Source organism: Streptomyces sp. NPDC057486, assembly GCF_042802415.1.
GTDB lineage: Bacteria > Actinomycetota > Actinomycetes > Streptomycetales > Streptomycetaceae > Streptomyces > Streptomyces yanii.
Map to the genome: position 1 here is coordinate 113,689 of NZ_JBHVEE010000001.1, position 19,151 is coordinate 132,839.

General features: G+C 70.4%; 18 protein-coding genes. 9 read left to right on the forward strand and 9 right to left on the reverse strand.

The window, feature by feature from the left end; all coding sequences use genetic code 11:
• Positions 1–70 precede the first annotated feature (70 nt).
• A complete protein-coding gene (locus ACFU6I_RS00590) occupies positions 71–1,354 on the reverse strand; it encodes a geranylgeranyl reductase family protein (RefSeq protein WP_384359885.1) in 1,284 nt (427 codons plus the stop codon).
• Positions 1,355–1,451: 97 nt separating this feature from the next.
• Here ACFU6I_RS00590 and ACFU6I_RS00595 point away from each other — a divergent pair, with 97 nt between their 5' ends.
• Positions 1,452–1,976: a GNAT family N-acetyltransferase gene (locus ACFU6I_RS00595; protein WP_384359887.1), complete on the forward strand. Its 525-nt coding sequence runs from the start codon at positions 1,452–1,454 to the stop codon at positions 1,974–1,976.
• Positions 1,977–2,163: 187 nt separating this feature from the next.
• Here ACFU6I_RS00595 and ACFU6I_RS00600 read toward each other — a convergent pair whose 3' ends face one another.
• The 5 genes from ACFU6I_RS00600 to ACFU6I_RS00620 all read right to left on the reverse strand — a co-directional run bounded on the left by ACFU6I_RS00600 (position 2,164) and on the right by ACFU6I_RS00620 (position 7,905).
• A complete protein-coding gene (locus ACFU6I_RS00600; RefSeq protein ID WP_384359889.1) occupies positions 2,164–2,856 on the reverse strand; it encodes a demethylmenaquinone methyltransferase in 693 nt (230 codons plus the stop codon).
• 147 nt (positions 2,857–3,003) lie between these two features.
• Positions 3,004–3,657, reverse strand: a complete 654-nt coding sequence (locus ACFU6I_RS00605) for a hypothetical protein (protein ID WP_384359891.1) — start codon at positions 3,655–3,657, stop codon at positions 3,004–3,006.
• Positions 3,658–3,664: 7 nt separating this feature from the next.
• Positions 3,665–4,864 (reverse strand): cyclic dehypoxanthinyl futalosine synthase, encoded by a 1,200-nt coding sequence (mqnC, locus tag ACFU6I_RS00610; protein WP_266982739.1) that lies wholly within the window; start codon positions 4,862–4,864, stop codon positions 3,665–3,667.
• A 72-nt stretch (positions 4,865–4,936) separates the two neighbouring features.
• Entirely contained in the window at positions 4,937–6,655 is a 1,719-nt protein-coding gene (locus ACFU6I_RS00615; protein WP_384359893.1) for a serine/threonine-protein kinase, read from the reverse strand.
• A 371-nt stretch (positions 6,656–7,026) separates the two neighbouring features.
• Positions 7,027–7,905, reverse strand: a complete 879-nt coding sequence (locus ACFU6I_RS00620) for a menaquinone biosynthesis protein (RefSeq protein ID WP_345514873.1) — start codon at positions 7,903–7,905, stop codon at positions 7,027–7,029.
• 539 nt (positions 7,906–8,444) lie between these two features.
• On the opposite strand from ACFU6I_RS00620, the gene ACFU6I_RS00625 reads away from it, so the two are divergent.
• Entirely contained in the window at positions 8,445–8,648 is a 204-nt protein-coding gene (locus ACFU6I_RS00625; RefSeq protein WP_037693088.1) for a cold-shock protein, read from the forward strand.
• A 169-nt stretch (positions 8,649–8,817) separates the two neighbouring features.
• Positions 8,818–9,645 (forward strand): MerR family transcriptional regulator, encoded by an 828-nt coding sequence (locus tag ACFU6I_RS00630; protein ID WP_384359895.1) that lies wholly within the window; start codon positions 8,818–8,820, stop codon positions 9,643–9,645.
• 66 nt (positions 9,646–9,711) lie between these two features.
• Here the strand turns inward: ACFU6I_RS00630 and ACFU6I_RS00635 are convergent, their stop codons facing one another.
• Positions 9,712–10,938, reverse strand: a complete 1,227-nt coding sequence (locus tag ACFU6I_RS00635; protein ID WP_384360207.1) for an amidohydrolase family protein — start codon at positions 10,936–10,938, stop codon at positions 9,712–9,714.
• A 166-nt stretch (positions 10,939–11,104) separates the two neighbouring features.
• Positions 11,105–11,233, reverse strand: coding sequence for a hypothetical protein (locus tag ACFU6I_RS00640; RefSeq protein ID WP_345514870.1), 129 nt, complete (start codon positions 11,231–11,233; stop codon positions 11,105–11,107).
• A gap of 2 nt (positions 11,234–11,235) precedes the next feature.
• Between ACFU6I_RS00640 and ACFU6I_RS00645 the strand changes: the two genes are divergently transcribed.
• The 3 genes from ACFU6I_RS00645 (at position 11,236) to ACFU6I_RS00655 (ending at position 14,998) form a co-directional block, all read left to right on the forward strand.
• A complete protein-coding gene (locus tag ACFU6I_RS00645) occupies positions 11,236–14,202 on the forward strand; it encodes a BTAD domain-containing putative transcriptional regulator (RefSeq protein WP_384359897.1) in 2,967 nt (988 codons plus the stop codon).
• 208 nt (positions 14,203–14,410) lie between these two features.
• Entirely contained in the window at positions 14,411–14,602 is a 192-nt protein-coding gene (locus ACFU6I_RS00650; RefSeq protein WP_384359899.1) for a hypothetical protein, read from the forward strand.
• Positions 14,603–14,800: 198 nt separating this feature from the next.
• Positions 14,801–14,998, forward strand: coding sequence for a hypothetical protein (locus ACFU6I_RS00655; protein WP_384359901.1), 198 nt, complete (start codon positions 14,801–14,803; stop codon positions 14,996–14,998).
• An 89-nt stretch (positions 14,999–15,087) separates the two neighbouring features.
• Here the strand turns inward: ACFU6I_RS00655 and ACFU6I_RS00660 are convergent, their stop codons facing one another.
• Positions 15,088–16,644 (reverse strand): FadD3 family acyl-CoA ligase, encoded by a 1,557-nt coding sequence (locus ACFU6I_RS00660; RefSeq protein WP_384359903.1) that lies wholly within the window; start codon positions 16,642–16,644, stop codon positions 15,088–15,090.
• A gap of 97 nt (positions 16,645–16,741) precedes the next feature.
• Between ACFU6I_RS00660 and ACFU6I_RS00665 the strand changes: the two genes are divergently transcribed.
• Genes ACFU6I_RS00665 through ACFU6I_RS00675 form a run of 3 tightly spaced genes read left to right on the forward strand, consistent with a single transcriptional unit; the run spans position 16,742 to position 19,128 of the window.
• On the forward strand, positions 16,742–17,890 hold the full coding sequence (locus ACFU6I_RS00665; protein ID WP_384359905.1) for a lipid-transfer protein: 1,149 nt from the start codon (positions 16,742–16,744) through the stop codon (positions 17,888–17,890).
• A gap of 7 nt (positions 17,891–17,897) precedes the next feature.
• Entirely contained in the window at positions 17,898–18,338 is a 441-nt protein-coding gene (locus ACFU6I_RS00670) for a Zn-ribbon domain-containing OB-fold protein (RefSeq protein ID WP_384359907.1), read from the forward strand.
• 10 nt (positions 18,339–18,348) lie between these two features.
• Entirely contained in the window at positions 18,349–19,128 is a 780-nt protein-coding gene (locus ACFU6I_RS00675) for an enoyl-CoA hydratase/isomerase family protein (RefSeq protein WP_384359909.1), read from the forward strand.
• Positions 19,129–19,151: the final 23 nt, after the last annotated feature.

Sequence of the window (19,151 nt, forward strand, 5' to 3'; positions counted from 1 at the left end):
CCGACACGCATCACGGAGATCGCCGGCGCCTCGCCCGTGGACCGAGCGAGGACGCGGACGGGAATGACGGTCAGGCCTTCGGGGCCACCTTGGAAAGGCCGTTGATGATGCGGTCCATCGCGTCGCCGCCCGTCGGGTCGGTGAGGTTGGCGAGCATCTTCAGCGTGAACTTCATCAGCAGCGGGTGCGTCAGACCGCGCTGGGTGGCGATCTTCATGACCTTCGGGTTGCCGATCAGCTTCACGAAGGCGCGGCCCATCGTGTAGTAGCCGCCGTAGGTCTCCTTGAGGATCTTCGGGTAGTTGTGCAGCGCCAGTTCGCGCTGGGCGGGGGTCGCGCGGGCGTGCGCCTGGACGATGACGTCCGCGGCGATCTGCCCCGACTCCATGGCGTACGCGATGCCTTCGCCGTTGAACGGGTTGACCATGCCCCCCGCGTCACCGACGAGCAGCAGCCCCTTGGTGTAGTGCGGCTGGCGGTTGAACGCCATGGGGAGCGCGGCGCCGCGGATCGGCATCGTCATGTTCTCCGGGGTGAAGCCCCAGTCCTCCGGCATGGACGCGCACCACGCCTTGAGGATCTCGCGCCAGTCCAGCTCCTTGAAGGCGGACGACGAGTTGAGGATGCCGAGGCCGACGTTGGACGTGCCGTCGCCCATGCCGAAGATCCAGCCGTAGCCGGGCAGCAGTCGGTCCTGGGGGCCGCGCCGGTCCCACAGCTCCAGCCAGGACTCCAGGTAGTCGTCGTCGTGGCGCGGGGAGGTGAAGTACGTACGCACCGCGACGCCCATCGGGCGGTCCTCTCGGCGGTGCAGGCCCATGGCGAGCGACAGCCGGGTGGAGTTGCCGTCGGCGGCGACGACGAGCGGGGCGTGGAAGGTGACCGGGGTCTTCTCCTCGCCGAGCTTCGCGTTCACACCGGTGATGCGGCCGGTGCGCTCGTCGGTGATCGGGGCGCCGACATTGCACCGCTCGTACAGCCGGGCGCCCGCCTTCTGAGCCTGACGGGCCAGCTGCTCGTCGAAGTCGTCGCGCTTGCGGACCAGTCCGTAGTCCGGGTACGAGGCGAGTTCCGGCCAGTCCAGCTGGAGCCGGACGCCGCCGCCGATGATGCGCAGACCCTTGTTGCGCAGCCAGCCGGCCTCTTCGGAGATGTCGATGCCCATGGCGACGAGCTGCTTGGTGGCGCGCGGGGTGAGACCGTCGCCGCAGACCTTCTCGCGCGGGAAGGCGGTCTTCTCCAGCAGGAGAACATCGAGTCCGGCCTTGGCAAGGTAGTACGCGGTCGTGGAGCCGGCTGGGCCTGCCCCGACGACGATCACATCCGCGCTGTGTTCGGACAGGGGCTCGGTCACGGTCGGATCTCCCGAAGACTCGAAATCGCGTGCCGCGCGGCACATGTCCCGTGCAGTCTATGGGTGCCTGCTGACCGACCTTCCGAAGGGCTCCCCGATGTCGACCGTGCAGTCCCCCGCCCCCTCCGTACAGCTGCGTGTCCCGACCGACGAGGACGCCGTTGCCTGGCACCGGGCGTTCGACGACCCGGAGGTGATGGAGTTCTTCGGCGGCACATCGGCGGAACTCTCGCTGTACGAGGAGTGGACCGCGCGCCAGCGCAGATACGACGCGGAGCTCGGCTTCTGCCTGTGGACCGTGCTCGGCGAGGACGGCGAGGTCCTCGGCTTCACCGGTGCGCAGCCGTGGCCGCAGACGGCGTACGGCCCGGTCGGCGAGATCGAGATCGGCTGGCGGCTCGGCCGGGCCGCCTGGGGCCGGGGTTATGCCACCGCCGCCGCGCGCCTCACCCTGGAGCGGGTGCGCGCGGCGGGGGTGGACCGGGTGGTGGCGACGATCGACGCGCGCAACGAACGGTCGATCGCCGTCGCCCGGCGGCTGGGGATGCAGCGCGCGGAGAGCTTCACGACCCCGCACCCGGGGCAGGAGGTCCGCTGTTTCCGGCTGGGGCTGGGGGCGTGAGGCGGCGGTCGGTCAGTCGACGCATGGGAGACTCCGGCGCGGCAACGGGGACGGTGACACACGGGAACGGAGAAAACGCGTGCCGTATCAACGGACACGTCTTCCCGCCCACCGGTTCCCGCGTTCACCGGAATCCCGGCAACTGCCGTCCGGCGCAGGGCTCATCGCTGCCGGGCGGCGGTCTGCGTCAGGGACGCACACCCCGGTGCAGCGCGACCACACCACCGGTCAGATTGCGCCAGGCCACCTTCGACCATCCCGCCTTCTGCAGCAGTTGCGCGAGCCCGGCCTGATCGGGCCAGGCACGGATGGACTCGGCGAGATAGACGTACGCGTCGGGGTTGGACGACACCGCGCGCGCGACCGGCGGCAGTGCCCGCATCAGGTACTCGGTGTAGACCGTGCGGAACGGCGTCCAGGTCGGCTGCGAGAACTCGCAGATGACCACGCGGCCGCCCGGCTTGGTCACCCGGTACAGCTCGCGCAGTGCCCCATCCGTGTCCTGGACGTTGCGCAGCCCGAAGGAGATGGTCACCGCGTCGAACGTCTCGTCGCGGAACGGCAGTTTCGTGGCGTCCCCCGCGGTGAACGGCAGCCAGGGATGACGCTTCTTGCCGACCTGCAGCATGCCGACGGAGAAGTCGCAGGGCACGACGTACGCGCCGGTCGCGGCGAACGGCAGCGAGGACGTCGCCGTGCCCGCGGCCAGGTCGAGGACCTTCTCCGCGGGGCGGGCGTGCACCGCCTTCGCGACCTCCTTGCGCCACAGCCGCGCCTGGCCGAGCGACAGCACATCGTTGGTGAGGTCGTAGTTCGCCGCCACGTCGTCGAACATCGAGGCGACTTCGTGCGGCTGCTTGTCCAGGGATGCTCGGGTCACCCACCCATTCAAGCAGCCCGGCCTCGAAGCCCTCGCGCCGGTCGTGTGTCGGCGCCCGGAGCCGCTCGGAAGCCGGCTTCGACCTCTTGGGTGCGACGCCAGTCGGTACTGGTGGGAGACCACCGGGAATGACGGGCTCCGGTGCGCCTACCGCCGCCGGTACACCAGCCGCCCGCCGAGCACCGTGGCGATGCAGGCCCCGGCGCCGGCCGCGCAGAGCGCGTCCTCGTCCGGTACGTCGAAGACGGCGAGGTCGGCTCGGCCGCCGACGGCGAGCGGTCCGTGCACGGAGCCGGGCAGGTCGTGGCCCTCCGCGAACGGGTCCAGGCTCGGTTCGCCGACCAGGATGCCGGGGGCGCCGACAGCCGAGACCTCGGTCAGCCCCGCTCGGTGGACGGCGGTGCGGACGACCGGGTCGTGGAACCGGCCCGCGAGGTGTGTGGTGCCGTGCCGCAGCATCTGCTGCAGCCCGCGCCGTACGCTGCCCGCCCGCCGCGCCGCGTCCATCTCCCCGGCCAGCCGTTCGAACGCCTCGCCCCACAGCGGCCGGTCGCCGAGTTGGTCCGCCTCGCGCGGGTCGGGGTGGTAACAGCGGGTCAGCAGCCAGACGGCATGCCACTGCCGCAGGCCGGGCGTCAGGACGCCCGGCCACTGGCGGACCCGGGCCGCCGGGTGGGCGGCGACGACCTCGTCGTACGGTCCGACGGCGACGATCCGGTCGCCGTCCACGGCGACCGCGCCCTGCGCGACGGCCGCCGCGCCGACCGGAAGAACCAGCGGCGCGGCATGAACGGTCAGCAAAGCAGCCTCAGTTGGCGCTCAGGAGCTTGAGCTCCGGGTGTGCGGTGCCGCCCTCGATCGCGGTGGACGAGATGTGCGAGACGACGCGCTCGTCGACCGGGTCGTTCGCCGGGTCGTCGTGGACGACGAGGTGCTCGTACGTCGTGGCGCGCTGCGCCGGGACACGGCCCGCCTTGCGGATCAGATCGATGATCTCCAGGCGGTTGGAGCGGTGCTTGGCACCGGCGGAGGAGACGACGTTCTCCTCCAGCATGATCGAGCCGAGGTCGTCGGCGCCGTAGTGCAGCGACAGCTGGCCGACCTCCTTGCCGGTGGTCAGCCAGGAGCCCTGGATGTGGGCGACGTTGTCGAGGAAGAGCCGGGCGATGGCGATCATCCGCAGGTACTCGAAGAGCGTGGCCTGCGTCCGGCCCTTCAGGTGGTTGTTCTCCGGCTGGTACGTGTACGGGATGAAGGCGCGGAAGCCACCGGTCCGGTCCTGTACGTCGCGGATCATCCGCAGGTGCTCGATGCGCTCGGCGTTGGTCTCGCCGGTGCCCATCAGCATCGTGGAGGTGGACTCGACACCGAGCCGGTGCGCCGCCTCCATGATCTCCAGCCAGCGCTCGCCGGACTCCTTGAGCGGGGCGATCGCCTTGCGCGGCCGGGCCGGCAGCAGCTCGGCGCCGGCTCCCGCGAAGGAGTCGAGACCGGCGGCGTGGATCCGCTGGATGGCCTCCTCCACGGAGACCTTGGAGATCCGGGCCATGTGCTCGATCTCGGAGGCGCCCAGCGAGTGGATGACCAGCTGGGGGAACGCCTTCTTGATGGCGGAGAAGTGCTCCTCGTAGTACTCGACGCCGTAGTCCGGGTGGTGTCCGCCCTGGAACATGATCTGCGTGCCGCCGAGTTCGACGGTCTCCGCGCAGCGGCGCAGGATGTCGTCGAGGTCGCGGGACCAGCCCTTGGCGGTGTCCTTCGGTGCGGCGTAGAAGGCGCAGAACTTGCAGGCCGTGACACACACGTTGGTGTAGTTGATGTTGCGCTCGATGATGTACGTCGCGATGTGCTCCGTACCGGCGTAGCGGCGTCGGCGCACGGCGTCGGCGGCCGCGCCGAGCGCGTGCAGGGGAGCCGACCGGTAGAGGTCGAGGGCCTCCTCCGGAGTGATCCGGCCGCCTTCGGCGGCTCGGTCGAGGATGGGCTGGAGGTCGGCCTTCTCGGTCACCGGGCTGTCACCTTTCGGCGGTTTTTCAACGGATCTACGGACCGGTTCAGCCTACGCCAGCCCCTCCCGGGGTCAGCTGCCGGACCGGGCGAGTGTGCCGTACGGAAGTCCCGCGCCGCGCTCCTCGGACCGGAAGCGGAGTGTGCCGTCCTCGGCGAGGGTGAAGGTGACGTCCGTCGTGGTGTCCGTGCAGAGCCCGGCGGTGCCGGGCCGGTCCGGGTCGGCGCGCTCCCGGAGCGTCAGTTCCTCGGCGGTGCCGGAGGAGAGCCTCGCGACGCTGTTGCAGCTGACGGTCACTCCGAGGGTGGAGAAGGTGGTGTTCATACGGACGACGTCCGTGCCCTTCTTCCCCTCGGTGAACACCGCGGTGAGGGTGCCGTGCGGCTGTCCGGTCGTCTTCTCGGTCAGCGGCCCCTTCCACGTGCCGACGAACGTCTTGGGCAGCGCGGTGACCTGGCCCGCACCGGGGTAGCCGTCCGCCGGGTCCGGCGACGCGCTGGAGGACGCGGCGGGGGGTTGGGCGACCCCGCCGTGCTCGGCGCCGCCGCCACCCCTGCCGGGCATCAGGTCGAACAGGAGGGCGCTGCCGACGGTCACGGCGGCGAGCGCGCCCGCCACGGCGAGGGCGACGGTGCAGCTGAGCCTGCGGCCTCGGCTCCGGTCGGGGAGACCGGGTTCGGAGTCGGCGCTGACGGTGACGGAGAACCGGGAGTCGGGGGTACGGGGGCCGGGGAGCCCGCCCGAGTTGTGGCCCCCGGCCTCGGCCGACGGGAACGTCAAGGGCGGGCGGGGCGGCTCGACCGGCGGCCCGAACACTCCCAGCGCGCCGTTGCCGTCGGCCAGGCCGTGGGCGGTGAGGGAGGCGTTGCTGAACGGCACCGGTCCCGACTGCACGGGTCCGTCCGTCGGCTCCAGGTCAAGCAGTGCCACTGCCGAGCGGCTGACCTCGCGCACCAGCGGTCCGGGCAGCCAGCCCGCCGCCGCCGCCCCGCCGGGTGCCAGCTGCCGGGCGAGCTCCGTCGGGGTGGGCCGACGCGCCGGGTCCTTCGCCAGGCACGTGGCGATCACGTCCCGCAGCTCGCCCTCGATCTCACCCAGCTCCGGCTCCTCGTGCACCACCTTGTAGAGGAGCACCGCCGAGGAGTCGCCGAGGAAGGGGGCGTCGCCCGTCGCCGCGTACGCGAGCACCGCGCCGAGCGAGAAGACATCGGCGGCGCCCGAGATCTCCAGACCCCGGATCTGCTCCGGCGCCATGTAGCCGGGCGAGCCGACCGAGACCCCGGTGGAGGTGAGCGAGGCGGTGGCGTCGATCGCACGGGCGATGCCGAAGTCGATGAGGCGGGGGCCGTCGAGGGCGAGCAGCACGTTGGACGGCTTCACGTCGCGGTGGATGAGCCCCTGCCCGTGCACGGCGGCCAGGGCCTCCGCGAGTCCGGCGCCCAGGGTTCGTACAGCCTGCTCGGGCAGTGGCCCGTGCTCGGTGACCGCGGCCGACAGCGGGGGTCCGGCGACATAGCCGGTGGCGACCCACGGCACGGGTGCGTCCGGGTCGGCGTCCAAAACGGGTGCCGTCCACTGGGCGCCGATCCGCCGCGCCGCGTCGACCTCGCGCCGGAACCGGGCACGGAACTGTTCGTCGAGCGCGAAGTGCGGATGAACGACCTTGACCGCGACGGTGCGTCCGCCCGCGCTGCGTCCCAGATACACCCGGCCCATGCCGCCCGCACCGAGTCTGCCGAGCAACCGGTAGGCACCGATGGTGAGCGGTTCGCCGGCTTCCAGCGGCTGCATATGGACTCCCCCTGTGGACCGGCCGGACCTCCGACCGAAGCCTAGGGGTCGGAGGTCGTGCGATCACAGAGAAACCATCGGCCGATTTCGCCCCTATGGGAACGAACCACGGTTTTCGACACGGTAAAAGGCGCGAATGAGTCGTTCACCCGATCGAATCCGGGACGCGACCCGGACTCACCCCGCACGCAGTCCTCTATTCGGGATAGGACGCACGCGCCGTCCGTCCGGCCGCATTCGCGGCATTCGCCGGAAAGGAATCCGCGGGGCAGTGCGATAAACAGCCCGGGAGGGAACGGGGAAGCCAGGAGAAGGTGCAGCATTCACCTATTGCCCGGGCCCATTCCCTCCGCGCAACGGCCGGTGCCGGATCAGTGGTCGAGCAGCTCGACGTTCACGTCCACCGGGAAACCGGTCGTCGCCCCGGTCCGGCGGGCGAACTCACGTACACCCGACAGCTGGTCCGGACCGAAGCGGAAGTCCAGCGTCGTGAAGTACCGCTCCAGCAGCTCCGCGTCGAAGACCTCCCACCGCGCCGCCGTCTCGGCGACCTTGGTGACCTCTTCCAGCGACAGGTCCCGCGAGGCGAGGAACGCCCGGTGGACCTCCTCCACCACGGCCGGGTGCGCCGCCAGATAGTCCTTGCGCGCCGCCCAGACCGCGAAGACGAACGGCAGCCCCGTCCACTCCTTCCACATCTGCCCCAGGTCATGGACCTGCAGACCGAGACGCGGCGCATCGTGCAGCGAGGCGCGCAGCGCGGCGTCGCCGATCAGCACGGCGGCGTCCGCCTCCTGCATCATCAGGCCGAGGTCGGGCGGGCAGGTGTAGTAGTCGGGCGACACCTCGTACCGCTCGGCGAGCAGCAGCTGAGCGAGGCGTACGGAGGTGCGCGAGGTCGAACCGAGTGCCACCCGGGCCCCGTCGAGCTGCTCCAGGGGCAGCTGCGACACGATCACGCACGACATGACGGGCCCGTCGCAACCGACCGCGATATCGGGGAAGGCGACGAGCTGATCGGCGTTGCGCAGGTACTCGACGAGGGTGATGGGGCCGATGTCGAGGTCACCGTGCACCAGCTGCTCACTGAGCTTCTCCGGGGTGTCCTTCGACAGCTCCAGGTCGAGCAGGGTTCCGGTCCGTGCCAGGCCCCAGTAGAGAGGAAGGCAGTTCAGGAACTGGATGTGGCCGACGCGCGGCCTGCTGCGACGGTCGTCGCCTGCTGCGGGAGAGACGGTTGAATTGTCCACATCGCGAGGCTAGACCCGTGCGGGCATCCCGCCGCCACCGGGGCTAAGGGCTGTCCCGTAACCCCTGGTGGATCAGCGCGCGGCGTCGGATGCGGTGCATCGCAAGGCGGAGGACCGTCCTCATACTGGGCGTATTCGGGCGTTCCGACAACGCAGCGAGGTGCCGTAGCCGGCGTCGTGCGCCCGCCAGGGATTACGGGACAGCCCTTAAGGGCGCGCCCGGTCCCACTCGTGCGTGCCTACCGGTCCCGCGCGCCGGCGTTCCTGTGCGGCCGCCTCCGCGCCACCCGAACGACACCCCCGAGCCGCCTTCCGACCGCTATCCCGGTCAGCCTCTCGGCAGGGCAATCAAACATCCGGGTGAAGTGATCTTTCCCTCTACCGTTCCGCACACGCTGCGTGCTAGGCTCGACGCAAGTTGCAGTTTGGTTTCCCTTGCAGTACAGAGCCTGCGGAGCATGTAACCCGCAGGCTTTTGTAGTTTTCAGACTTCTTTGCAGGTTCTGGAGCAGGGCAACCCTTTGGCCCAAGGAGGGCTTATGGCTACCGGAACCGTCAAGTGGTTCAACGCTGAAAAGGGCTTCGGCTTCATCGCCCAGGACGGCGGCGGCCCGGATGTCTTCGTTCACTACTCCGCGATCAACGCGTCCGGGTTCCGCTCCCTCGAGGAGAACCAGGTCGTGAACTTCGACGTCACTCAGGGGCCGAAGGGCCCGCAGGCTGAGAACGTCAGCCCGGCCTAGTTGCCCGGGTCGGCCGATCGCGGCCGGCATGCAGTACCCAAGGAGCCCCGCTCCCCCGCCTCGGCGGAGGAGCGGGGCTCCTGCCTTGTGGTGGCCCGCCCGGCCCCGGTGCCGCCACGGACGGGAGCTTGACCTTGACACCGTGTGAGGGCGTGCACTGGGAGACATCATGTTCACCATCGGAGATTTCGCCAGGTACGGACGGGTGTCGGCCCGGATGCTGCGTCACTACGACGCCATCGGACTGCTGCCTCCCGACCGCACCGACCCCGCGACCGGCTACCGCTTCTACGGTGCCGCTCAGCTCGCCCGCCTCAACCGCATCATCGCTCTCAAGGATCTCGGCTTCACGCTCCAGCAGGTGCAGGCCGTCCTCGACGAACAGGTCGGACCCGAGGAGCTCCGCGGAATGCTCCGCCTGCGGCAGGCGGAGCTGGAGGCGGCCATGGCCGCAGCGGCGGCGCGGCTGGCGCAGGTCGAGGCGAGACTCCGGTCGATCGAGAGCGAGGGGCACATGCCCACGGACGACGTTGTGATCAAGAACGTTCCCGCGGTACGGGTGGCGGAGCTGACGGGAACCGCGGCCGGCTACGAGCCGCAGGCCATCACTCCGGTGATCGGACCGCTGTACGACCGGCTGTTCCCGCTGCTGGAGGCGGCCGGAATCAGTCCCAGCGGCCCGGGCATCGCGCGCTACGAGGACGCCCCTGCGGGCGACGGCGCGATCACCGTGCACGCGGGGGTGACGGTCTCCGCCCCGGTCGGCCCGGTCGGTGACACCGGCGTCACGGTGGTCGACCTGCCCGCGTTCGAGGCGGCGACCATCGTTCACCGCGGTTCGATGGACGGGGTCCTCACCACCGAGCAGACGCTGGCCCGCTGGCTGGACACCAACGGGTACCGGTCACTGGGGTACACCCGGGAGATCAACCTGGAGTGCCCGGAGGACAAGGACAAGTGGGTGACGGAGCTCCAGGAGCCGGTGACCAGGGCCTGACCACGTCCCGCGGGGCCCGCCGCCGGCGGGCCCCGCGCCGCACCACCCGCCGGGACGCCCATGCACTCATGCCCCCGGCCCCGCCCACAGCCCCTCGTCCGTGAGCCCCAGCAGATCGATGGCGTTGCGGCGCACGATCCGGTCCACCACGTCCGGGTCCAGGTGCCCCATCTGCGCCTCGCCGACCTCGCGCGACTTGGGCCAGGTCGAGTCAGAATGCGGGTAGTCGGTCTCGTACAGGACGTTTCCGACGCCGATCGCGTCCAGGTTCTTCAGCCCGAACGCGTCGTCGAAGAAGCACCCGTACACATGCTCGGCGAAGAGCTCCGACGGCGGCCGGTGCACCTTGTCGGCGACACCGCCCCAGGCCCGGTTCTCCTCCCAGACCACGTCGGCCCGTTCCAGAATGTAGGGGATCCAGCCGATCTGACCCTCCGCGTACATGATCCGGAGGTTCGGGAACCGTTCGAACTTGCCGCTCATCAGCCAGTCGACCATCGAGAAGCAGCAGTTGGCGAAGGTGATGGTGGAGCCGACCGCGGGCGGGGCGTCGGCCGAGGTGGACGGCATCTTCGAGGACGAGCCGATGTGCATCGCGATCACGGTGCCCGTCTCGTCACAGGCCCGCAGGAACGGATCCCACTCGTCCGTATGTATCGATGGCAGTCCGAGATGTGGGGGGATCTCGGAGAACGCGACGGCACGCACCCCGCGCGCGGCGTTCCGCCGGACCTCGTCGGCCGCGAGCTCTGCGTCCCAGAGCGGGACGAGAGTCAGCGGGATCAGCCGGCCCTGCGCGTCGGGGCCGCACCACTCCTCCACCATCCAGTCGTTGTACGCGCGCACACCGAGCAGCCCGAGTTCACGATCCTTCGCCTCCGTGAACGTCTGGCCGCAGAACCGGGGGAAGGTCGGGAAACAGAGCGCGGACTGGACGTGGTTGATGTCCATGTCGGCGAGCCGGTCCGGGACCGCGTACGAACCGGGGCGCATCTGCTCGTAGGTGATGACTTCGAGCTTGATCTCGTCCCGGTTGTAGCCGACGGAGGTGTCGAGCCGGGTGAGCGGCCGGTGCAGATCCTCGTACACCCACCAGTCGCCGATCGGCCCCTCGTCACCCTTTGCGCCCATCACCGGTGCGAACCTGCCGCCCATGAAGGTCATTTCCTTCAGGGGGGCGCGGACGATGCGCGGGCCCCGGTCGAGGTACTTGGACGGGAGCCGGTCCCGCCAGACATGAGCGGGCTCCACCGTGTGGTCGTCCACCGAGATGATCTTCGGGAAGGTCTCCATGTGCACCACGGTAGCGCCGATCTGACGCATCGTCAGCTACCTTGACCGGGCCCCGGTTCCAAATCGTTGTCGAGGGCTTGTGCAGAGCGTCACCCACTGCTGACGTGTCCGCCCATAACAAGGCAGACTGTTGACCGCGATACCAGCGGTAGGTCGTAATCCGGATTCACCCGGACCACATCGGTGCAGCGGCGGTCATTCCGGGCAGAGACACCAGCAGGACCATCAGGATCAGCAGCGCCAGCGGGATCAGCGCGACCGGCAGGACTGGCGGGGCGAGCAGGACAGGGGGCATCAATGGACCGTGACCACGGGCCACGTGTGCGCGTTCCGGAGCAGCGCGCTGCTCAGCAGCAGACGGCCGGGACCGGCCTGCGGTTTGCCGTGCTCGGCCCCGTACGCGCCTGGCGCGACGACGAACCGCTGGCGTCCGGCTCGCCGCAGCAGCGGGCCCTGCTGGTCGCGCTGCTGCTGCGCGACGGACGCACGGCCACCGCCGCCGAACTCATCGATGCCATCTGGGGCGACGAACCCCCGTCACAGGCGCTCGCCGCCGTACGGACGTACGCGTCCCGGCTGCGCAAGATCCTCGACCCGTCCACGCTGATCAGCAACGCCGGCGGATACGCCATACGAACCCGGCCCGACGCGCTCGACCTCACGACGGCCCAGGAGTTGGCAGCCGACGCGGAGAAGGCGCGGGCGGGCGGGGACCGGCGCCGGGCCCGCACCCTGCTCAACGAGGCGCTGGCGCTGTGGGACGGCGAAACGCTGGCCTCAGTCCCGGGCCCCTACGCCGAGAACCAGCGCACCAGGCTCGCCGAGTGGCGGCTCCAGCTCACCGAGACCCGGCTCGATCTGGATCTGGAGGTCGGCAGCCACGCGGAGGCGGTCTCCGAACTCACCGCACTCACCGCGGCGCACCCGCTGCGGGAGCGGCTGCGCGAACTGCTGATGATCGCCCTGTACCGCAGCGGCCGTCAGGCGGAAGCGCTCGCGGTGTACGCCGACACGCGCCGACTGCTCGCCGACGAACTGGGCGTCGACCCGCGCCCCGAGCTCTCGCAGCTCCAGCAGCAGATCCTGCAGGCCGACGAGGAACTGGCCCACCCGGCGGACGAGGCCGCACCCGCGCCTGCAGCCGTCCGCCCGGCCCAGCTCCCGGCGACCGTACCGGACTTCACCGGCCGCGCCTCCTTCGTCCGTGAACTGGGCAACCGGCTGGCGACGGCGGAGGGTTCGGTCATGGCCGTGTCGGCGCTCGCGGGCATCGGCGGCGTCGGCAAGACGACGCTCGCCGTGCACGTCGCCCACCAGGCGCGCCCGCACTTCCCGGACGGCCAGCTCTACGTCGACCTGCAGGGCGCCGGCGCACGGGCGGCGGAGCCGGAGACGGTGCTCGGCGCGTTCCTGCGCGCCCTGGGCACCGCCGACTCGGCGATCCCCGATTCCTTGGACGAACGGGCGGCGCTGTACCGCTCCACGCTCGACGGCCGCCGCATCCTGGTCCTCCTGGACAACGCGCACGACGCGGCGCAGATCCGCCCCCTGCTGCCCGGCACGGCCGGCTGCGCGGCCCTGGTGACCAGCCGCGTCCGCATGGTCGACCTGGCGGGCGCGCACCTGGTGGACCTGGACGTGATGTCCCCCGAGGAGGCACTCCAGCTCTTCACCCGGATCGTCGGCGAGGAACGGGTCGGCTCGGAGCGCGAGGCGGCCCTGGACGTGGTGGCCGCGTGCGGCTTCCTCCCCCTGGCGATCCGCATCGCCGCCTCCCGCCTGGCCGCCCGCCGCACCTGGACGGTCTCGGTCCTGGCGGCCAAACTCGCCGACGAGCGACGCCGCCTGGACGAGCTCCAGGCGGGCGACCTGGCGGTGAAGGCCACCTTCGAACTCGGCTACGGCCAGCTGGAACCGGCCCAGGCCCGCGCGTTCCGTCTGCTGGGCCTGGCGGACGGCCCGGACATCTCCCTGGCGGCAGCGGCGGCGCTGCTGAACCTGGAGGCGCATGCGGCGGAGGACGTGCTGGAGTCCCTGGTCGACACGTCCCTGCTGGAGTCGGCGGCGCCGGGCAGGTACCGCTACCACGACCTGGTGCGGCTCTACGCGCGAGCGTGCGCGGAACGGGACGAGCAGCCGCCGGAGGAGCGGGAGTTGGCGCTGTCGCGGCTGCTGGACTTCTATCTGGCCACAGCGGCGGGGGTGTATGCGCTGGAGCGGCCGGGGGATCGGCTGGTGGACCACCTGGAACGGACGCAGTACGAGGGTCTGTCGTTCGCGGACCGGCACTCGGCACTGGACTGGCTCTACGCGGAGGCTGGCACGCTTCTCGCCTGCGTACGCCAATCGTCCGGCCCCGGCACCTTGCGCCGGGCCGTGGACCTTCTCTGGGCATCACTGGATCTGGGCGAGTCCGGCGCCAACTCGAAACAGTACGAGACCATCGCCTTTGCCGTACGGGACGCTGCCCGCGCCTGCGACGACCAACGCACCGAGGTGCGTGCTCTGGTCACACTGGCCGATGTGCATCACACATCGGGGCGCTTCGACCAGGCCGAGCAGGAGGCGGAGGAGATCATGCGGCTCGTCGAAGCCGACCTCGACCCGTTGCCCGGATGCTGGGCTCCGAACGCCCGCGGCATCATGGCGCTCTACCAGAGTCGGCACGACGACGGCGAGAGATATCTGACCCAGGCCATCGACAGCTTCCGTCGGATCCAGGACCGGCCGGGCGAGGCGAGCGCGCTGTGCAACTTGTCGCGCATTCACCTGGCCACGGGCCGCACCGGCAGTGCGGTGTCTCTGGCCGAACAGGGCATAGACATATACGACAGCCTGGGTCACGCCCTTCGGAGTGCCAACGGCCGCTATGCGCTCGGCATGGCCCTCACACAGAGCGGCCAGTTCACCGATGCGACGGAGAGACTTCTGGAAGCACTGGCCGTCTTCCGGGACAGCCGCCAACGCCTGTGGGAAGGGATGACACTCTTCAGGCTCGCCGAGGTCGACCTCGCTGCCCGATGCTCGGCCGATGCCGCGACCAAGGCCGAACAGGCCCTGACCGCGCTACGAGGCATCGGTGGCGAATGGCGGAGGGGCAACGTGCTCACCGTGCTCGGGCGCGCCCTTGGGGAGATCGGGCAGTTCGGGCGCGCTCAGGTCTGCTGGCGCGAGGCTCTGGCTATCTACGAGGAACTGGGTTCGCACGAGGCGGCCGATGTGCGCGCCCTGCTGTCCTCCGTTGCCACCGTGACGACTGCGTAGGGCGCCTGCCGGGGCGTTCATCGTTCGTTTATCGCGACCCGGCATTCTTCTTTTAGTCGATCCGTCGCGTCGGGGGGCAGACGGGGCGACAGACGGCCGTGGCACTAGTGTGAACGGCCCTGAAAGGCCCGTCCGGCGGTCCACGGGGGAACAGCCGGGCGGGCCTTGCCCACCCATCACGAAGAAATGCCAAGGGGAGCAGATCATCATGGCTGACGCGACGAAGAAGAACCCGGAGATCAAGCCGCAGGACATGCACGCCACCGGTGGTGACGCCGACCAGATCACCACTCTGGACATGCACGCGACCGGCGGAACGATCAAGCCGCAGGACATGCACGCCACGGGCGGCACGGCCACGACCGACGACATGCACGCGACGTCGGAGCCCACGAACTAGTTCTTCTTTTCGGCGGGGGCACGGGGGACGGCCGCGGCGGCGCGGAGGGGGAGCCGTCGCGGCCGTTGCACGTCCGCGGGCCGGTTGACGTAATCGCGTCAACGTTCAACCGCTTCGCGCCAACTGGGTTCCGCCATCGCCCCCCTGTCACTGGCGTCACTTCACGTCCGGAAGCTCTCTCCTCCCACAGGAGTTGGAATGACCCGCACGAAGAAGACGCTCGTCGCCGCCGCGTTCGCCGTGGCCCTGGGCCTCGGCTCGGCCACTCCGGCGCCGGCTGACCAGCACGCCACCGGCGACACCCCGGTCACCACACAGGACCAGCACGCCACCGTGGTGACCCCGCAGGACCAGCACGCCACCGTGGTGACCCCGCAGGGCAGCCACGCCGGCTGAGCCGAACCCGCACGCAAGACGGCCCGAGCCAACCGCTCGGGCCTTCTCTGTGGACGCGATCCGCAAACCTCCACGCGTCCTGAGCAGCCCTACCCCCGCCCCCGCAGCTCCCCCTTCACCACCTTCCCGCTCGCGTTCCGCGGCAGCTCCCCCACGAATTCCACCGCCCTCGGCACCTTGTAGTTCGCCATCTCGCGCCGGGACCAGGCGATCAGGTCGTCGGCCGTCAGCGTCGCGCCCTCCCTGCGGACCGCGTACGCCTTGCCGACCTCGCCGAGTCTCGGGTCCGGGATGCCGATCACCGCCACGTCCGCCACGTCCGGGTGCAGGCCCAGAAGCTGTTCGATCTCGGCCGGGTACGCGTTGAAGCCGCCGACGATGAACATGTCCTTGATCCGGTCCGTGATACGCAGGTTGCCCGCCTCGTCGAGGACGCCGATGTCGCCGGTGCGGAGCCAGCCGTCCTCGGTGATCGTGGCGGCCGTGGTGTCCGGGTCCTCGAAGTAGCCCTGCATCACGTGGAAGCCGCGGACCAGGACCTCGCCGGGGGTGCCGGGGTCCGCCAGGACGCGGAGCTCCGTACCGGGGATCGCGCGGCCCGAGGTGGAGGAGATCGTCTCGGGCGGGTCGCCCCTTCGGCACATCGTGACGATGCCGCTCGCCTCGGAGAGGCCGTATGCCGTGAGGACCGTCGCGATGCCCAGCTCCGTGCGCAGGCGTTCCACCAGCCGCAGGGGGACCACCGCAGCGCCCGTGACGACCAGGCGCAGAGCGGAGAGGTCGTGCGTCGCCCGCGCCGGATGGTCCAGCAGCGACTGGTGGAGGGTGGGCGGGCCGGGGAGGACCGAGATGCGTTCGGCGGCGATGTTCGCGAGGACGGTGTCCACGTTGAACACCGGCTGCGGGATCATCGTCGCGCCCCGCATCAGGCACGCGATGATGCCCGCCTTGTAGCCGAAGGTGTGGAAGAACGGGTTGACGATCAGATAGCGGTCGCCCTCGCGCAGGCCGGCCAGTTCGCTCCAGATCGCGTAGCAGCGCAGGGTCTGGGCGTGGGTGATGACGGCGCCCTTGGGACGGCCCGTGGTGCCGGAGGTGTAGATGATGTCGGACGGGGATGAGGAGGCGACCGCGTCGGCCCGTTCCCGTACCGCGGCAGGTGAAATCCGCTCCCCCGCCGCCAGGAAGTCCTTCCAGGTGACGTATGACTCGGGTGCCGTGTCCGCAAGCACCACCACCCGCTCCAGGTACGGGAGTTCCGCCGCCGCGCGGCGCAGTGACGCCACGTACGACGTGCCCAGGAACGTGCCGGTGATGAAGAGAATTTTCGCCCGGCTGCGTTCCAGGATGTACGCCGCCTCCACGCCCTTGAAGCGCGTGTTGAGGGGGACCAGGACCGCGCCCGCCGTGACCGCCCCGAGGGCGGAGACGATCCAGTCCAGGGTGTTCGGCGCCCAGACCGCGACCCGGTCCCCCGGCTCCACCCCCGCGGCCATGCACGCCGCGGCGGCGCGTTCGACACGGTCGCCGAGTTCGGCGTACGAGATGCGGGTGCGGCCCTCGACGACCGCCTCCCGCTCCCCGTGCCGCTGCGCTGCCGCCCGCACCAGCCTCGGGATGCTGCCCCATTCCTCGTCGCCGCGCATCGCATGCCCTCCCACCGAACCGCAATAGCTGACTATCCGTCAGATTAGCTGTAGCCTCTGCCGCTGTCAGCAGTCATGACGATCGCGGAGGTGGCGGGTGGCGACGCTCAAAGACGTGACGGCGATAGCCGGGATCGGACAGACGGCCTTCGCGAAACAACTCCCGGAATCCGAGAAGACCTTGGCCTGCCAGGCCATCGTGGCGGCGCTCGACGACGCGGGCATCGCCGCGTCGGAGGTCGACGCGTTCGCCTCGTACACGATGGAGGAGACCGACGAGGTCGAGGTCGCCAAGGCGATCGGGGCCGGTGACGTCACCTTCTTCTCCAAGGTGGGTTACGGGGGCGGTGGTTCGTGCGCGACGATCGCGCATCTGGCCGCCGCCGTCGCCACCGGACAGGCGAGTGTCGGTGTCGCCTGGCGCTCGCGGAAGCGCGGCTCGGGGCCGAGGCCCTGGAAGAACACCACCATTCAACTGCCCACCCCCGCCCAGTGGACCCGCCCGTACGGGCTGCTGCGGCCCGCCGACGAGATCGGGATGCTCGCGCGGCGGTACATGCACGAGTACGGGGCCACCCGCGACCATCTCTTCAATGTCGCGCTCGCCTGCCGCAACCGCGCCAACCAGAACCCGGACGCGGTGATGTACGAACGGCCGCTGACCCGCGACATGTATATGACCTCGCGCTGGATCAGCGAGCCGCTCTGCCTCTTCGACAACTGTCTGGAGACGGACGGCGCACTGGCCTGCGTCATCGTCTCCGCCGAGCGGGCCCGGGACTGCCGGCAGAAACCGGTCTACATCCACTCCGTCGCCCAGGGGCTCCCCGCCCAGCACCACGGCATGGTCAACTACTGGAACGACGACCCGCTCACCGGACCCGCCTGGACAGCCGCCCGTCAGCTGTGGAAACAGGCCGACTTCGGTCCGGACGATGTCGATGTCGCGCAGATCTATGACGCGTTCACCCCGCTCATTCCGCTCTCCCTGGAGGGGTACGGCTTCTGCGGGCGGGGCGAAGGCGCCGCGTTCACGGAGGGCGGGGCACTGGAGAGCGGCGGCCGGCTCCCGATCAACACCGGGGGCGGCGGGCTGAGCGAGGCGTATGTGCACGGCTTCAACCTCATCAATGAAGGGGTGAAGCAGCTGCGCGGGATCTCCACCGCGCAGGTTCCGGACGCCGCCACCTGCCTGGTCACCGCCGGCGAGGGCGTGCCCACCTCCGCCGTACTGCTGAGGAGCTGAGAGCACCATGGATTCGCTGCTGCTGCCCGTCGCCGACGAGGACGGTGCCCCCTTCTGGGAGTACGCCGCCCGGGGCGAACTCCGCGTCCAGGCGTGCGCCGCCCCCGCGTGCGGCGCGCTCCGTTTCCCGCCGCGGCCCTGTTGCCCGCACTGCCAGTCCTTCGAGAGCGAGTGGCGGGCCATGAGCGGGCGCGGCCGGATCTGGTCGTACGTGCTGCCGCATCCGCCGCTGCTGCCCGCGTACGCCGCGCAGGCCCCGTACAACGCGGTCGTCGTCGAACTCGCCGAAGCTCCGCACATCCGGCTGGTCGGCAATGTGGTCAGCGGCCCCGAAGCGCCGCTCGACTCGGTCGATCCGGCGCGGCTGCGGATCGGGGCACAGGTGAGGGCGGTCTTCGCGCCGGTGAGCCCGGAGCTGACCGTGGTCCGCTGGCTGCTGGAACGGTGAGCGGACGCCGATGACGCTGCGGACGGAGACCGACAAGGAGACCGGGGTCGCGGTCGTCACCCTCGACCGGCCGGAGAAGCTGAACGCGATCGACCTGGCAACGGCGGACGAACTCGCCGCCGCATGGCGGGCGTTCCGTTTCGACGACGGGGTGCGGGCCGTCGTCGTCACGGGCGCGGGCGGGCGCGCCTTCTGTACGGGGATCGACCGCGGTGTGGAGGTGCCGCAGCCCTCGTCCCCGTACACGATCGACGATCCGCTGCTCGCGATCGGACCGAAGGCGAACGACCTGTGGAAGCCGGTGATCGCCGCCGTGGAGGGGATGGCGTGCGGCGGGGCGTTCTATCTGTTGGGCGAGGCGGAGTTCGTCATCGCGTCGGAGGAGGCGACGTTCTTCGACCCGCATACGACGTACGGCATGGTCAGCGCGTACGAGGCGATTCACATGGCGCAGCGGATGCCGTTCGGGGAGGTCGCCCGGATGTCCCTGATGGGTACGGCCGAGCGGGTGACGGCCCGTCGTGCGTACGAGACCGGGCTGGTCAGCGAGGTGACGGCGCCCGGCGGCGCGGTGGAGGCGGCGGTGCGGGCGGCAGCCGTCATCGCGTCGTACCCGACCGGGGCGGTGCAGGGAACGGTGCGGGCGGTGTGGTCCGCCAAGGAAGCGGCGCGCACGCAGGCGCTGGCCCACGCCCCGCACCTGGTCGCGCTCGGAAACCTGCCGGTGGAGCGGCAGGGGGAGCTGTTCCAGGGGCGGGGGCGGGGCAGCGGGGAGTTCCGGCTGCGGTGAGCCGGAGCCCCCGTCAGCAGCGG